We start from the raw sequence: 12,551 nt of genomic DNA, 5'->3' as shown, positions 1-12,551 counted from the left end.
GTTCTGGCATGCCGCCGGTTAACAAACCGCCAACCGGGACCGGGACAGCCTCAGGCGGCGCGCCGCGCCCGCGCCGGCAGACGGACCGAGAAACTCGTGCCGCGCGTCCCCGGTTCGTGGACGAGGCTTCCGCCCAGCCGGGCCATGATCTCGCGGCTGATCGCAAGGCCGAGACCGGCGCCGGGGGCGCCCTTGGCGGTGTCGAGACGCGCGAATTTCTCGAAGATCAGCGCCCGCTGCCGCGCCGGGATGCCTTGCCCGTTGTCGGTGAAGGAGATCTCGACCGTATCGCCCCTCCGCGCCACCTCGATGCGCAGTTCCGGCGCCTCGGCGTCGCAGTATTTCTGCGCGTTCGAGATGAGGTTGATGAAGACCTGCGACAGCCGGTCGGCATCGGTGACGATCTCGATCCGTTCGGCGTCGCGGTCCCGGCGGATGGCGATGCGCCCCCCCTCCTCCAGCGCGCCCGCGGCGTAGATCGCCCGGTCGAGCACGTCGCCGAGTTGCGCCGGCGCCTCGTGCAGCGTCACCAGACCGTTCTCCAGCACGCTGAGGTCGAGCAGGTCGTCGAGAAGCCGGGTGAGCCGCAGGCTCTCGTCGTGGATGATCCGGCTGAAGCGCGCGCGGGCGGCGTCGTCGAGCGGATCGGACTGCATCAGGATTTCCGAGAACGATCGGATCGAGGTCATCGGCGTCCTGAGTTCATGGCTGATCTGGCTGAGGAAGGCGTCCTTCTGGACCGACAGCTCGGTGAGCTTCTGGTTCGCCTCGCGGAGCCGCGCGGCGGTCTGGGCAAGCTCGGTCGACTTGGCCTCGAGCTGGCTGGAATATTCCATGATCTGCGCCGTCTCGTCGGCCACGGCGAGCAGGTCGCGCACGCTGACGCTCGCGCCGCCGGTGATCTGGGCCACCATCGCGTGGGCGGTCGCGGCCCCGACGGAGCCCGCAAGCTCGCGCTCCAGCCGTTCGAGGAAGTCGGGCGTCGGTTCGGGCAGGTCGCCATCGCGGCCCTGCCGGCGCGCGGCCTCCTGGAAGAGGCGCCCGGCGCGGCCCGCGCCGAGGATGCGCTGCGCCATGGTCAGAAGGTCGTCCGCCGTCCCCGCCGCCCCGCGCCAGCCCAGAAGCGCACGGGAATGGTCGTAGACGTTGACGAACTGCGCGCCCTGCAGGCGCTCCAGCGGACTGGGGAAGGAAAAGAGCGAGCCGAGTATGAACAGAAGCGTGTTCACCCCGAGCGACAGCATCATGGCCGTCAGCAGCGGGTCCGTCGCCTGCAGGCCGAGGGGGGTCGCGGGGCTGAGCCAGGCGATGCCGAAGGGCCCCGCGTCGAGCACGGGCGGCACCAGCCCCCCGGTTTCGGCGATGTTCGGGATCAGCAGAAGCCAGGCCCAGATGGCAAAGCCCGAACCGATGCCGATGGCCGCGCCCGCCCGCGTCGCCCCGCGCCACAGGATGCCGCCGAGCAGTGCGGGCAGAACCTGCGAGACGCCGAGAAACGCGATCAGCCCGATCTCGGCCAGCGCGTCGGCACCGCCGGACAGCCGGTAGTAGCCGAGCCCGAGGAACAGGATGCCGCCGATCGACAGACGCCGCGCCGAAAGCGCCACCCGCCGCATGTCGCCCGACATCGGGTCCTCGTGGCGCGTCGCCCGGAGCCAGAGCGGCACGATGATGTGGTTCGAGACCATCGTCGACAGCGCGAGCGCCGCGACGATCACCATGGAGGTCGCCGCCGAGAACCCGCCGAGAAAGACGAGAAGGGCAAGGCCTTCGCGCCCGAGACCCAGAGGCACGGTCAGCACGAAGAGATCGGGGTTCGTCCCGGCCTCAGGCAGGCTGAGCCCGACCACCGCGATCGGTACGACGAAGAGGCTGATGAGAAAGAGATAGAGCGGAAAGGCCCAACTCGCCGTGGCGAGGTGCCGTTCGTCGGAATTCTCGACCACCAGAACCTGGAACATGCGGGGCAGGCAGAGGATGGCGAAGGCCGAGAGCGCGGTCAGCCCGAGCCAGCGCGCGCCGTTCCAGTCGGAGGCCGCGAGCGGGCTTTCCTCGATCCGGCGCATGATGTCGCCGGGTCCGTCGGCCACCCCCCAGACGACGAAGATGCCGACCGCAAGGATTGCGCAGAGCTTGACGATCGCCTCGAGCGCGATGGCCGAGACGAGACCGGGATGACGCTCGTTCACGTCGAGCGAGCGGGTACCGAAGACGATGGTGAAAAGCGCGAGGCCGGCCGCGACCCAGATCGCCGTCGCCTCCGTATCGGGCGCGCCGAGGGCGCCCGGGCGGGCGAAGACCGAGAAGCTGAGCGTCACGGACTGCAGTTGCAGCGCGATGTAGGGGGTCGTCCCGATGACGGCGAGCACCGTGACGAGCGCGCCGAGCCCGCCCGACTTGCCGTAGCGGCTGGAGATCATGTCGGCGATCGAGGTGATCCGCTGCGCCCGCCCGATCCGCACCATCTTGCGCAGGAGCCAGTACCAGCCGATGAAAATGAGCGTCGGGCCAAGGTAGATCGTTAGGAATTCCAGGCCCGAGCGCGCCGCCGATCCGACCGCGCCGTAGAAGGTCCAGGCGGTTGTGTAGATCGACAGGCTGAGCGTGTAGGTGATGGGCGAGTTCAGCCAGCGCGCCTTGCCTTCCATCGCGCGCTTCTCGGCCAGGAAGGCAACGCCGAACAGCCCCGCCACGTAGAGGACGCAGACCGCGACAAGGCCGTCGAAGCTCAGCATCTCAGGCCCGCGGCTCCGGGCCGGGCATGTCGGCGCCGGCCTCTGCGGACGCGGTGCCCGACGCGGTGTCGGGCGGGTCCTCGGCCAGTGCGCGGCTGACCAGCATGGTCACCGCGATCAGACCCAGCCAGACGACGAAGCAGTAGACCAGCCATTCCGCGAGGCCCGCGCCCTGCCCTTCCTCGCCGCCGATGAAGACCGGCCCGAAGAACAGGATCATCCCCAGCACCGGCAAGAGGCGCGCCGCGTCCTGCAACCGGTTCTTGCGGTAGGTCCTGCGTTCGAGAAAGAGACGCCGCGCCATGGTTCCGCCGCCCGCCGCCGCGCCCTCAGGCGTCGTCCCGCGGCGTGTCCGCGGGCTGTGCCGTTCCGGTCGCGTGGCCATTGGCCAGGGCGCGCACCGTGGCGATCAGTTCGTCGTTGGAGAACGGCTTGGTCAGGAAGGCGTTCGCGCCCAGCGACATCGCCTGCTCCCGGTCCCGCGCCTGGCCCTTGGCGGTCAGCAGGAGGACCGGAAGGTCCCGGGTCTCCGAGCGTGCCCGCACGTCGCGCAGGATGTCGAGGCCCGACCGGCCGGGCAGCATCACGTCGAGGACCAGCACGTCCGGTGCCACGCGATCGATTTCCTCGATCGCGGTCTCTCCCTTGCCATGGCCGCGCACGTCCCATCCGTCCCTCGACAGGATGAAGCCGATCGCCTCGAGGATGTTGGCCTCGTCCTCGACCAGGAGAATACGGTTCGCCAAGGGTCCGGCCTCCCTCCGGATTTAGGGGGCCAGTGTGCGAGATGCCCGTGATTTAGGCAATGGCCAAGTCGGGCCGCCGTCCGGGCAGACGCGGTCAGCGGCGCGCGGGGCAGGTTTCGCGCGGACAGACCGCGCAGCCGGGACCCGCAAGGATGGGCTGCGCCGCGAGGTTGCCGCCGGCAGAGGCCGGGCCGGTCGCCTCGTGCGGGGCGACCAGCATGGTGGCCTGTACGACGGGGGCGGTGCCGAACCCCGTCTGCGCCACGGGTTGCGCCACGGCCCAGACGCGAAACCGCGCGCCCTGCGGCATTTCCAGCAGGCCGGCGTCGGGCTGTCCGGGACGGGCGAGCGCGGCATAGAGCGGCCAGAGCGGGCATCCCGGCCCGAAGCGCGGGATCGAGAAGGACGCAAGCCGACGGCGGAACAGAAGCGCACCGGAGGCGTCGCAGATCGCAAGGCCGAAGGACGGTGCGGGCTCGGCCCGCGGAAGCGCGGCGAGCCGGCGCAGGACAAGCGCCACGTCGCCCGCACCCAGCCCCAGAAGCGCGCCGGGATCGAAGCCGCAGGCCCGCGCGGCCGGAAGCAGGCGCGACAGCGGCAGGCGCTGCGCATCCTCCGCGTAGCGCGACAGCATCCGTTCGCCGAGCGCGCGGGTCGCCGCGTCCTCCATGCCGGGACTGCGGGCAAGAATGGCCGGGATCGCCTGCGCGCCCGCCTCCTCGATCTCGGGGAAATGGTGGGCGGAGGCGTCGAACAGGGCCTCGACCGTCTCGATCGGCGTCGCCGAAAGCGCCGCGCCGCGCGCGTCGGGCGCCTCGAAATGGCCCAGCATCGCCGTGGCGCGCGCCGACAGCCGCTCGGCCTCCTCGTGGAGGTTGCGGTGGAACCGCGCGCGCCAGGCGGCGTCGAGGTCGCGCTCGCGGGCCAGGATATCGGCCGTGGAACGGATCGCGGCGACCGAGGACAGGACCTCGTGCATCGCCTCGGCCAGCACGGGGTCGTGCGAAAGCCGGTCGCGCAGCCCCTCGACGGCGGCCTCCAGCCCGGAAATCCGCTTCTGCTGGGCCGCGATGAGGCCGGTCCATCCCGGAAACCGCGCCGCGAGGTCGTCGATCCGTCCCGTCTCGGGCACGGTGCCGAAGCTGTCGACGGCCGCGCGCGCCGCGGCCTGAAGCGTGTCGTGGATCGTCGCGTCCGCGCCATCGGCGAGAAAGCCCGGCTCGACCTCGAGCGTGCGGGCCAGCTGGACCAGTAGCTTGCCGCCGATCTTCCTGCGGTTGTGCTCGATGAGGTTGAGATAGGAGGCCGAGATTCCCGCCGCCTCGGCGAGCGCGGCCTGTTTCATGCCGATCAGAAGCCGCCTTTCGCGGATGCGATGTCCGGTAAGGTGCGCCCGCGGCGTCGGATCGGGTAACGGCGGCATCGTCTCACCCCGGCTGGCTTTACAAATGTGCTTAACAGCTTTGTATCGACGAACCAAGGGCTTGACCGTGCGATCGCTGGCCTTTCTGTAAAGTCGCCTGCGACCATCCCCCGCTTGCCTCCGCCGCGGCGATGCGGAACACTCGGCCCGAAGCCCGGGACACGAGGGAGACGTCCGGGCGCCATGCACCGACCCCTGGGAGGAGACCCCGAGATGTCTGACGCCACCACGCCGCCGTCCGCCGCGTTCGCCTCTGAGGCGCATATCGACGCCGCCGGCTACGAGGAGATGTATGCCGCTTCGATCGCCGATCCCGAGGCCTTCTGGGCCGAGCACGGGCGGCGGATCGACTGGATCAAGCCCTACACCAGGGTGAAGGCGACGAGCTTTGCGCCCGGCAACATCTCGATCAAGTGGTTCGAGGACGGAACGCTCAACGTCTGCGCCAACTGCGTCGACCGGCACCTCGCCACGCGGGGCGATCAGACCGCCATCATCTGGGAGCCGGACGATCCCAATGACGCGGCGCGGCACATCACCTACCGGGAGCTTCACTCCGAGGTGTGCCGGATGGCGAACATCCTCGAGGACATGGGCGTTCGCAAGGGCGACCGGGTGGTCATCTACATGCCGATGATCCCCGAGGCGGCCTATGCGATGCTGGCCTGCGCGCGGATCGGCGCGATCCATTCCATCGTCTTCGCCGGCTTCTCGCCCGACGCGCTGGGGGCGCGGATCAACGGCTGCGACGCCAAGGTGGTGATCACCTCCGACGAGGCGCCGCGCGGCGGCCGCAAGACGCCGCTGAAGTCGAACACGGACGCGGCCCTTCTGAACGTGCTGCACGAGGTCAAGGTGCTCGTGGTCAAGCGCACCGGCGGACAGACCACCTGGATCGACGGCCGCGACTACGATTACAACGAGCTGCGGCTCGAGGCGGACGACCACAACACCCCCGCAGAGATCGACGCGGAGGACCCGCTCTTCATCCTCTACACCTCGGGCTCCACGGGCCAGCCCAAGGGCGTGGTGCACACGTCGGGCGGCTACCTCGTCTATGCGGCGATGACGCACCAGTACACGTTCGACTACCATGACGGCGACATCTTCTGGTGCACCGCGGACGTCGGCTGGGTCACGGGGCACAGCTACATCGTCTACGGGCCGCTTGCGAACGGGGCGACGACGCTGATGTTCGAGGGGGTGCCCACCTACCCCGACGCTGGCCGGTTCTGGGCGGTCTGCGAGAAGCACAAGGTCAACCAGTTCTATACCGCCCCCACCGCGATCCGGGCACTGATGGGACAGGGCGACGAGTTCGTCACGGAATACGACCTGTCGTCCCTGAAGCTTCTCGGCTCGGTGGGCGAGCCGATCAACCCCGAGGCCTGGAACTGGTACAACACCGTGGTCGGCAAGGGGAAATGCCCCATCGTCGACACCTGGTGGCAGACCGAGACCGGCGGCCACCTCATCACGCCGCTTCCGGGCGCGATCCCGACCAAGCCGGGCAGTGCGACGAAGCCCTTTTTCGGTGTTCAGCCCGTGGTCCTCGACGCCCATACCGGCCAGGAGATCACCGCGACCGAAGCCGAGGGTGTCCTGTGCATCAAGGATAGCTGGCCGGGCCAGATGCGCACCGTCTGGGGCGATCACGAGCGGTTCGAGAAAACCTATTTCTCGGACTACAAGGGCTACTACTTCTCGGGCGACGGCTGCCGCCGCGATGCCGACGGCTACTACTGGATCACGGGCCGGGTCGATGACGTCATCAACGTCTCGGGCCACCGGATGGGCACCGCCGAAGTCGAAAGCGCGCTCGTGGCCCATGCCAAGGTCGCCGAGGCGGCCGTGGTCGGCTACCCGCACAACATCAAGGGCCAGGGCATCTATGCCTACGTCACGCTGATGAACGGGGTCGAGCCCACCGACGAGCTGCGCAAGGAGCTCGAGGTCTGGGTCCGCACCGAGATCGGCCCGATCGCCAAGCCCGACCTCATCCAGTGGGCACCGGGCCTGCCCAAGACACGCTCGGGCAAGATCATGCGCCGCATCCTGCGCAAGATCGCCGAAAACGACTTTGGCGCGCTCGGCGACACCTCGACGCTGGCAGAACCCGCCGTGGTGGAAGATCTGATCGCCAACCGCATGAACAAGGCCTGACGCAGGCGCGGGAGGGGGGCCGGCGCCCCCTCCCGCTTCCGCCTTCCCCGCCGTCATCGGCGGAAACCGGCGCTTGAGCCACCGCCCCCGGGCCGTTAAGTGCGGCGCATCCGAAGGGGACCGCCATGTCCGCAGTGCTCAAAATCGCCATCGGCAGCCTCGTGGTCGGGACCGCCGTTCTCGGGCTGAAGGCGCTGGCCTGGTGGCTCACGGGGTCCGTCGCGCTTCTTTCGGACGCGCTGGAGAGCACGGTGAACCTCGCGACGGCCTTCGCGGCCCTCGTCGCGATACGCGTGGCCGCCCGCCCCGCCGATGCCGAACACCCCTTCGGTCACCACAAGGCGGAGTTCTTCAGCGCGGTGCTGGAAGGCGTCATGATCATCGTGGCCGCCCTCTTCATCCTGCACGAGGCGTGGTCAGGCTTCCTCGAGCCGCGCGTGATCGACGCGCCGGTCGAGGGGCTGCTCGTCAACGGTGCCGCAACGGCGCTGAACGCGGCCTGGGCCTTCATCCTCGTCCGGCAGGGGCGGAAGCTGCGGTCACCGGCGCTTGCGGCGGACGGACGCCACCTCTGGGCCGATGTCGTCACCTCCGCCGGCGTGGCGGTGGGTGTCGTCCTGGCCGTCCTCACCGGCTGGTGGGTGCTCGACCCGATCATGGCCGCGCTCGTGGCGGTGAACATCCTCTGGTCGGGCTCGCGCGTGGTGAGGGAATCGCTCTCGGGCCTGATGGACGAGGCGGTGCCCGAGGAGACGCTCGGCCGCATCCGCGACGCGATCTCGGCCGAGGCCGACGGCGCGGTAGAGGCCCACGACCTCAGGACCCGCCATGCCGGAAGCGCCACCTTCGTGGAGTTTCACCTCGTCGTGCCGAGCGACATGACGGTCTACGACGCCCATGAGATCTGCGACCGCGTCGAGGCGGGGATCGCGCGGGCCGTCCCGGATGTGCGCGTCACGATCCACGTCGAGCCCGAGCACAAGTCGAAGCAGACGGGCATCGTCATCGTCGACTGACCGCCCGACGCAATGTGGCGGAACCGTGGAGTTTGCCGCGAATTCTCGGAATCCCCTTGGTGCGCAGGGGCTTTCGTGGCATGACACCGGACGCGGTGGGGGCTCTGTCAGATGGAGCGATGGTGATGACACCGACCGCACCCTCCGGCCTTCCCGCCGCCACCGGCTCCGCGCCGCAAGCGGCAGCGCCGCGCATGAGCCCGACGGGCGCCGAGCCGCCCGCAGCCCCCAGGCCGGAACTTGCCCGGGCCGCCGTCACGCAGGCCGAGGCGACGGCGAAGGCCGCGCTCGGCGTGCCGGGCGCAGGCCGCCCCGTGCCGGAAATCCCGCCCGACCCTCCGCCGGTCAAGGGCCTCGGCATTCCGCCGCTCGACACCGCGCGGGTCGGCGACTTCGACCGGCGCGAGCCTGCCCCTCCCCCGCCCGAAGCGCCGCCGCCGGCGATGAGCGACCTGTTGCAGGCCTTGCAGGACCGCGCGCCGCCGGGCCTCGACCGGAAGGCCTGAGACGGGCGGCCATACGAAAACAGCCCCGGCGCGAACCGGGGCTGTCTCCTGGTGTCGGAAAGCCGTGCTCAGTTGGCGAGCGCGGCGTCCGTGATGATGTGCGTGAAGGCACCCTCGGGCGCAGCCGAGATCACCGGATCCGAACCGCCGGCGAGCAGCGTGTCGACCGTCCGCTGATAGGCGGCCTCGTCGAGCGCGCCGTCACCGCCTTCCACGAGCAGGCCGATCTCGCGCATCATGCGCAGCTGGTGCTGCTCGGTCTGCGCGCCGGTCTCGTCGTAGTCGAGCACGATCATCGCCGCATCGTCGGGGTTCTCCGCCGCCCACTGCCAGCCGCGCATCGAGGCGCGGACGAAGCGGACCATCTTGTCGACGAAGGCCGGATCCTCGAGGTTCTGCTCGAGCGTCCAGATCCCGTCTTCCAGCGTGGCGACGCCATAGTCCTCGTACTTGAAGGTCACGAGCTCGTCGGGGCTGACGCCCGCGTCAATGATCTGCCAGTACTCGTTATAGGTCATCGTCGAGATGCAGTCGGCCTGCCGCTGCAGCAGCGGATCGACGTTGAAGCCTGCCTGCAGCAGCGTGATGCCCCCTTCGGACCCATCCACCGGGATGCCGAGCTGGCTCATCCACGACAGGAACGGATACTCGTTGCCGAAGAACCAGTGCGCCACCGTCTTGCCTGCGAGATCGGCAGGCTCGGTGATGCCGGTGTCGGCCCAGCAGCTGAGCATCAGGCCCGAGCGCACGAAGGGCTGGGCGATATTCACCACCGGCAGCCCGGCCTCGCGCGCGGCGAGTGCGGAGGGCATCCAGTTCAGCATGACGTCGGCCGCGCCGCCCGCCAGCACCTGCGGCGGTGCGATGTCGGGGCCGCCCGGCATGATGTTCACGTCGAGCCCCTCTTCTTCGTAGTAGCCGTTCTCGAGCGCCACGTAGTAGCCCGCGAACTGCGCCTGGGTGACCCACTGAAGCTGCAGGTTTACCGTGTCCTGCGCCTGCGCCGCGCCCGCAAGGCCGAGGCCCGCAGCCAGCGCCGTCATCGTGATCTTGTTCATGTCTTCCTCCTAGTTGGACTTCTTGTTGCCGTCCGCTCCTCAGGACCCTCGTTGCGACGGGTGCCAGAAGGTCAGCCGCCGCTCGACCAGGGCCACGAGCCCGTAGAACGCGGTCCCGGCCATCGCCGCCACCGCGATTGATGCCCAGACCATATCCATGGCTAGGCGACCCACCTCGATTTTTATCCGAAAGCCCATGCCCACGACGGGAGAGCCGAAAAACTCCGCCACGATGGCCCCGATCAGCGCAAGGGTTGTGCAGATCTTCAACCCGTTGAAGATGAAGGGAAGCGCGGTGGGAAGGCGCAGCTTCATGAGCGACTGCCAATAGCTCGCCGCGTAGGTGTGCATGAGGTCGCGCTGCATCGCGTCGGCGGCCTTCAACCCCTGCACGCAGTTCACCAGCATCGGGAAGAAGACCATGGCGACGACGACGGCGGCCTTGGACTGCCAGCCGAAGCCGAACCACATGACGAGGATCGGTGCGGTGCCCACGATGGGAAGTGCCGCGATGAAGTTGCCGACGGGCAGAAGGCCCCGCTGCAGGAAGGGCGAGCGGTCGATGGCGATGGCCGTCAGGAACGCCGCGCCGCAGCCGATGGCATAGCCCGAGAGCGCCCCCTTCAGGATCGTCTGCCGGAAATCCGCCCAGAGCGTCGACGTGTTCTCGGCGAAGGTCGCCGCGATGACCGAGGGCGCCGGCAGGATGATCGGCGAGATATCGTAAAGCCGGACGGCGGCTTCCCAGAGACCCAGAAGCGTGGCGCCGAAGATTACCGGTACGAGGAATCGGACGCCCCCGCCCCTGCCGACGTTCGACAGCAGCGCATTCACCGCCCAGGCCCCGAGCCAGAGCGCCAGGATCGCGCCGAGCCTCCAGTCGAGAAGCAGGCCCAGCGCGATCAACGCCGCGCCGAGCGCGGGCAAGGACCAGGGCGGAAGGGCGGACAGCGACCTCATGGCGCGACCCGCTGAAAACTGCGGTTTTCCCGCATCCGCGCCCCCGCCCCGCTCATCGGTCGAGCCCCATGCGCCGGAGCGTCATCCGTTCGATCAGGCCGAGCGTCGCCACCAGCGCGGCGGCACAGATCGCCGCCATGAACAGCGCCGACCAGATCTGGATGGTCTGCCCGTAATAGCTTCCGGTCAGGAGCCGCGCGCCGAGGCCGAAGCGTGCGCCGGTGGGCAACTCCGCCACGATGGTGCCGACGAGCGCGGCGGCGATGCCGACCTTGAGCGAGGCGAAGAGGAACGGCACCGAGGCCGGGAGACGAAGCTTCCAGAACGTCTCGGCACCGCTGGCCGAATAGGTGCGCAGAAGGTCGAGGTCCATGGCGTTCGGGCTGCGCAGGCCCTTCACCATCCCCACCACGACCGGGAAGAAGCTGAGATAGGCCGAGATCAGCGACTTGGGGATCAGCCCCTCCAGCCCGATGGAGTTCAAGACCACGATGATCATCGGCGCGATGGCGAGGATCGGGATGGTCTGGCTGGCGATGGCCCAGGGCATGACGGAAAGGTCCATCGCCCGGTTGTGGACGATCCCCACGGCCAGCAGGATGCCGGCGAGCCCGCCAATGGCGAAGCCCAGAAGCGTCGGCGCCAGCGTCTGCCAGGCATGGAAGAAGAGGCTGCGCGGATTGGGACGGTATTCGCCGCGCCGCTCGCGCAGGATCGGCTCGCCCATCGTTGTGGCCCAGAGCTCGTCGAAGACCTGGTGGGGGGCGGGCAGAACGGGTCGTTCCTGGCTCATCGCGTCGGCGAGGATCTCGCCCGCCGTCAGCTCCACGCCCTGCCGCTGCGCCTGGTCGAGCGTCCAGGCGCGGTTCAGCCCGATCGCCGCCGCATACCAGAGCGCGACGATGGTCGCGACGACGGTCAGGACCGGCAGGACGCCGCCGGCGATCCGGCGCAGAAGCGCGCAGACGGCGCAGGGCGCGGCTGGCGTGGATGCCACGGCCTCGCTCATGGCAGCCCCCGGATCAGGCCCCGGATCAGGCCCCCGATCAGGCCCGGTAGGCGACGGGTATGGCGGCCGTCAATCGTCATAGGCATGTCCGGCGCGAAGGCCCTCGCGCACCCGGTGGGCAATGGCGAGGAATTCCGGCGTATCGCGGATGTCGAGCGGCCGGTCGGGGCCGAGATCGCTTTCGATGACGTCGGTGATGCGGCCCGGACGCGGGCTCATCACGACGATCTTGGTGGACAGGTAGACCGCCTCGGGGATCGAATGGGTGACGAAGCCGATGGTCTTCTCCGTCCGCCTCCAGAGCGCGAGCAGCTGCTCGTTCAGGTGGTCGCGCACGATCTCGTCCAGCGCGCCGAAGGGTTCGTCCATCAGCAGAAGGTCGGCATCGAAGGCGAGCGCGCGGGCGATCGAGGCGCGCTGCTGCATCCCCCCCGACAGCTGCCAGGGGAATTTCTTGCCGAACCCCTCGAGATCGACCAGCCGCAGCACATCGTCCACGCGCCGCGCCTGTTCGGCCCGGTCGAAGCCCATGATCTCCAGCGGCAGAGCGATGTTCTTCTCGATGGTGCGCCAGGGGTAGAGCCCGGCCGCCTGGAACACGTAGCCATACGCGCGTTGACGGCGCGCCTCGTCCGGGGTCATGCCGTTGACGGTGATGGTGCCGCCGGTCGGACGTTCGAGCGCCGCGACGACGCGAAGGAACGTGGTCTTGCCGCACCCCGAGGGGCCGATGAAGCTGACGAAATCGCCCCTGTCTATGGTCAGGTTCACGTCGCGCAGGGCCTGGACCGGGCCGTCCGCCGTCTGGAACGTCAGATCGAGGCCACGGGCCTCGATCACGGGGGCCGCCGTCGTCGCCATCTTCGCCACTGCCTCGGCCGCCATGCTCATGCGCACCTCTCTTCGTCCGCCCCGGGATCGTGTTCCGACCGCGG

General features: G+C 69.1%; 11 protein-coding genes. 3 read left to right on the top strand and 8 right to left on the bottom strand.

Going from position 1 to position 12,551, the window contains the following annotated elements; translation table 11 throughout:
• Positions 1 to 50 precede the first annotated feature (50 nt).
• From N8I71_RS13185 to N8I71_RS13170, 4 genes are all read right to left on the bottom strand, one after another.
• Positions 51 to 2,735, bottom strand: coding sequence for an ATP-binding protein (locus N8I71_RS13185; protein WP_262878465.1), 2,685 nt, complete (start codon positions 2,733 to 2,735; stop codon positions 51 to 53).
• A gap of 1 nt (position 2,736) precedes the next feature.
• On the bottom strand, positions 2,737 to 3,039 hold the full coding sequence (locus tag N8I71_RS13180) for a hypothetical protein (RefSeq protein WP_262878464.1): 303 nt from the start codon (positions 3,037 to 3,039) through the stop codon (positions 2,737 to 2,739).
• 25 nt (positions 3,040 to 3,064) lie between these two features.
• The gene (locus N8I71_RS13175) at positions 3,065 to 3,481 is read right to left on the bottom strand and encodes a response regulator transcription factor (protein WP_262878463.1); all 417 of its coding nucleotides are present in this window, start codon (positions 3,479 to 3,481) and stop codon (positions 3,065 to 3,067) included.
• A gap of 94 nt (positions 3,482 to 3,575) precedes the next feature.
• Entirely contained in the window at positions 3,576 to 4,904 is a 1,329-nt protein-coding gene (locus N8I71_RS13170) for a helix-turn-helix transcriptional regulator (RefSeq protein WP_262878462.1), read from the bottom strand.
• Positions 4,905 to 5,117: 213 nt separating this feature from the next.
• Here N8I71_RS13170 and acs point away from each other — a divergent pair, with 213 nt between their 5' ends.
• The 3 genes from acs to N8I71_RS13155 all read left to right on the top strand — a co-directional run bounded on the left by acs (position 5,118) and on the right by N8I71_RS13155 (position 8,589).
• Complete coding sequence (gene acs, locus N8I71_RS13165) at positions 5,118 to 7,067, top strand: acetate--CoA ligase (protein WP_262878461.1); 1,950 nt, start codon at positions 5,118 to 5,120, stop codon at positions 7,065 to 7,067.
• A 125-nt stretch (positions 7,068 to 7,192) separates the two neighbouring features.
• Positions 7,193 to 8,083: a cation diffusion facilitator family transporter gene (locus N8I71_RS13160; protein WP_262878460.1), complete on the top strand. Its 891-nt coding sequence runs from the start codon at positions 7,193 to 7,195 to the stop codon at positions 8,081 to 8,083.
• 125 nt (positions 8,084 to 8,208) lie between these two features.
• A complete protein-coding gene (locus N8I71_RS13155; RefSeq protein ID WP_262878459.1) occupies positions 8,209 to 8,589 on the top strand; it encodes a hypothetical protein in 381 nt (126 codons plus the stop codon).
• 68 nt (positions 8,590 to 8,657) lie between these two features.
• Here the strand turns inward: N8I71_RS13155 and N8I71_RS13150 are convergent, their stop codons facing one another.
• The 4 genes from N8I71_RS13150 to N8I71_RS13135 all read right to left on the bottom strand — a co-directional run bounded on the left by N8I71_RS13150 (position 8,658) and on the right by N8I71_RS13135 (position 12,507).
• Positions 8,658 to 9,647 (bottom strand): ABC transporter substrate-binding protein, encoded by a 990-nt coding sequence (locus N8I71_RS13150; RefSeq protein WP_262878458.1) that lies wholly within the window; start codon positions 9,645 to 9,647, stop codon positions 8,658 to 8,660.
• Positions 9,648 to 9,686: 39 nt separating this feature from the next.
• Complete coding sequence (locus tag N8I71_RS13145; RefSeq protein ID WP_262878457.1) at positions 9,687 to 10,607, bottom strand: ABC transporter permease; 921 nt, start codon at positions 10,605 to 10,607, stop codon at positions 9,687 to 9,689.
• Positions 10,608 to 10,659: 52 nt separating this feature from the next.
• The gene (locus N8I71_RS13140; protein WP_406676100.1) at positions 10,660 to 11,553 is read right to left on the bottom strand and encodes an ABC transporter permease; all 894 of its coding nucleotides are present in this window, start codon (positions 11,551 to 11,553) and stop codon (positions 10,660 to 10,662) included.
• 132 nt (positions 11,554 to 11,685) lie between these two features.
• Positions 11,686 to 12,507: an ABC transporter ATP-binding protein gene (locus tag N8I71_RS13135; protein ID WP_262878455.1), complete on the bottom strand. Its 822-nt coding sequence runs from the start codon at positions 12,505 to 12,507 to the stop codon at positions 11,686 to 11,688.
• Positions 12,508 to 12,551 lie beyond the last annotated feature (44 nt).

Source organism: Roseicyclus sediminis (assembly GCF_025515305.1).
GTDB lineage: Bacteria > Pseudomonadota > Alphaproteobacteria > Rhodobacterales > Rhodobacteraceae > Roseibacterium > Roseibacterium sediminis.
Note: the sequence above shows the minus strand (reverse complement) of the source record. Positions and strands in the feature narration are given on the sequence as shown.

Excerpts from the sequence above, each read along its gene's own strand:
- N8I71_RS13185 (WP_262878465.1), bottom strand. The coding sequence starts at position 2,735 with ATGCTGAGCTTCGACGGCCTTGTCGCGGTCTGCGTCCTCTACGTGGCG.
- N8I71_RS13180 (WP_262878464.1), bottom strand. The coding sequence starts at position 3,039 with ATGGCGCGGCGTCTCTTTCTCGAACGCAGGACCTACCGCAAGAACCGG.
- N8I71_RS13170 (WP_262878462.1), bottom strand. The coding sequence starts at position 4,904 with ATGCCGCCGTTACCCGATCCGACGCCGCGGGCGCACCTTACCGGACAT.
- acs (WP_262878461.1), top strand. The coding sequence starts at position 5,118 with ATGTCTGACGCCACCACGCCGCCGTCCGCCGCGTTCGCCTCTGAGGCG.
- N8I71_RS13160 (WP_262878460.1), top strand. The coding sequence starts at position 7,193 with ATGTCCGCAGTGCTCAAAATCGCCATCGGCAGCCTCGTGGTCGGGACC.
- N8I71_RS13155 (WP_262878459.1), top strand. The coding sequence starts at position 8,209 with ATGACACCGACCGCACCCTCCGGCCTTCCCGCCGCCACCGGCTCCGCG.
- N8I71_RS13150 (WP_262878458.1), bottom strand. The coding sequence starts at position 9,647 with ATGAACAAGATCACGATGACGGCGCTGGCTGCGGGCCTCGGCCTTGCG.
- N8I71_RS13145 (WP_262878457.1), bottom strand. The coding sequence starts at position 10,607 with ATGAGGTCGCTGTCCGCCCTTCCGCCCTGGTCCTTGCCCGCGCTCGGC.
- N8I71_RS13135 (WP_262878455.1), bottom strand. The coding sequence starts at position 12,507 with ATGAGCATGGCGGCCGAGGCAGTGGCGAAGATGGCGACGACGGCGGCC.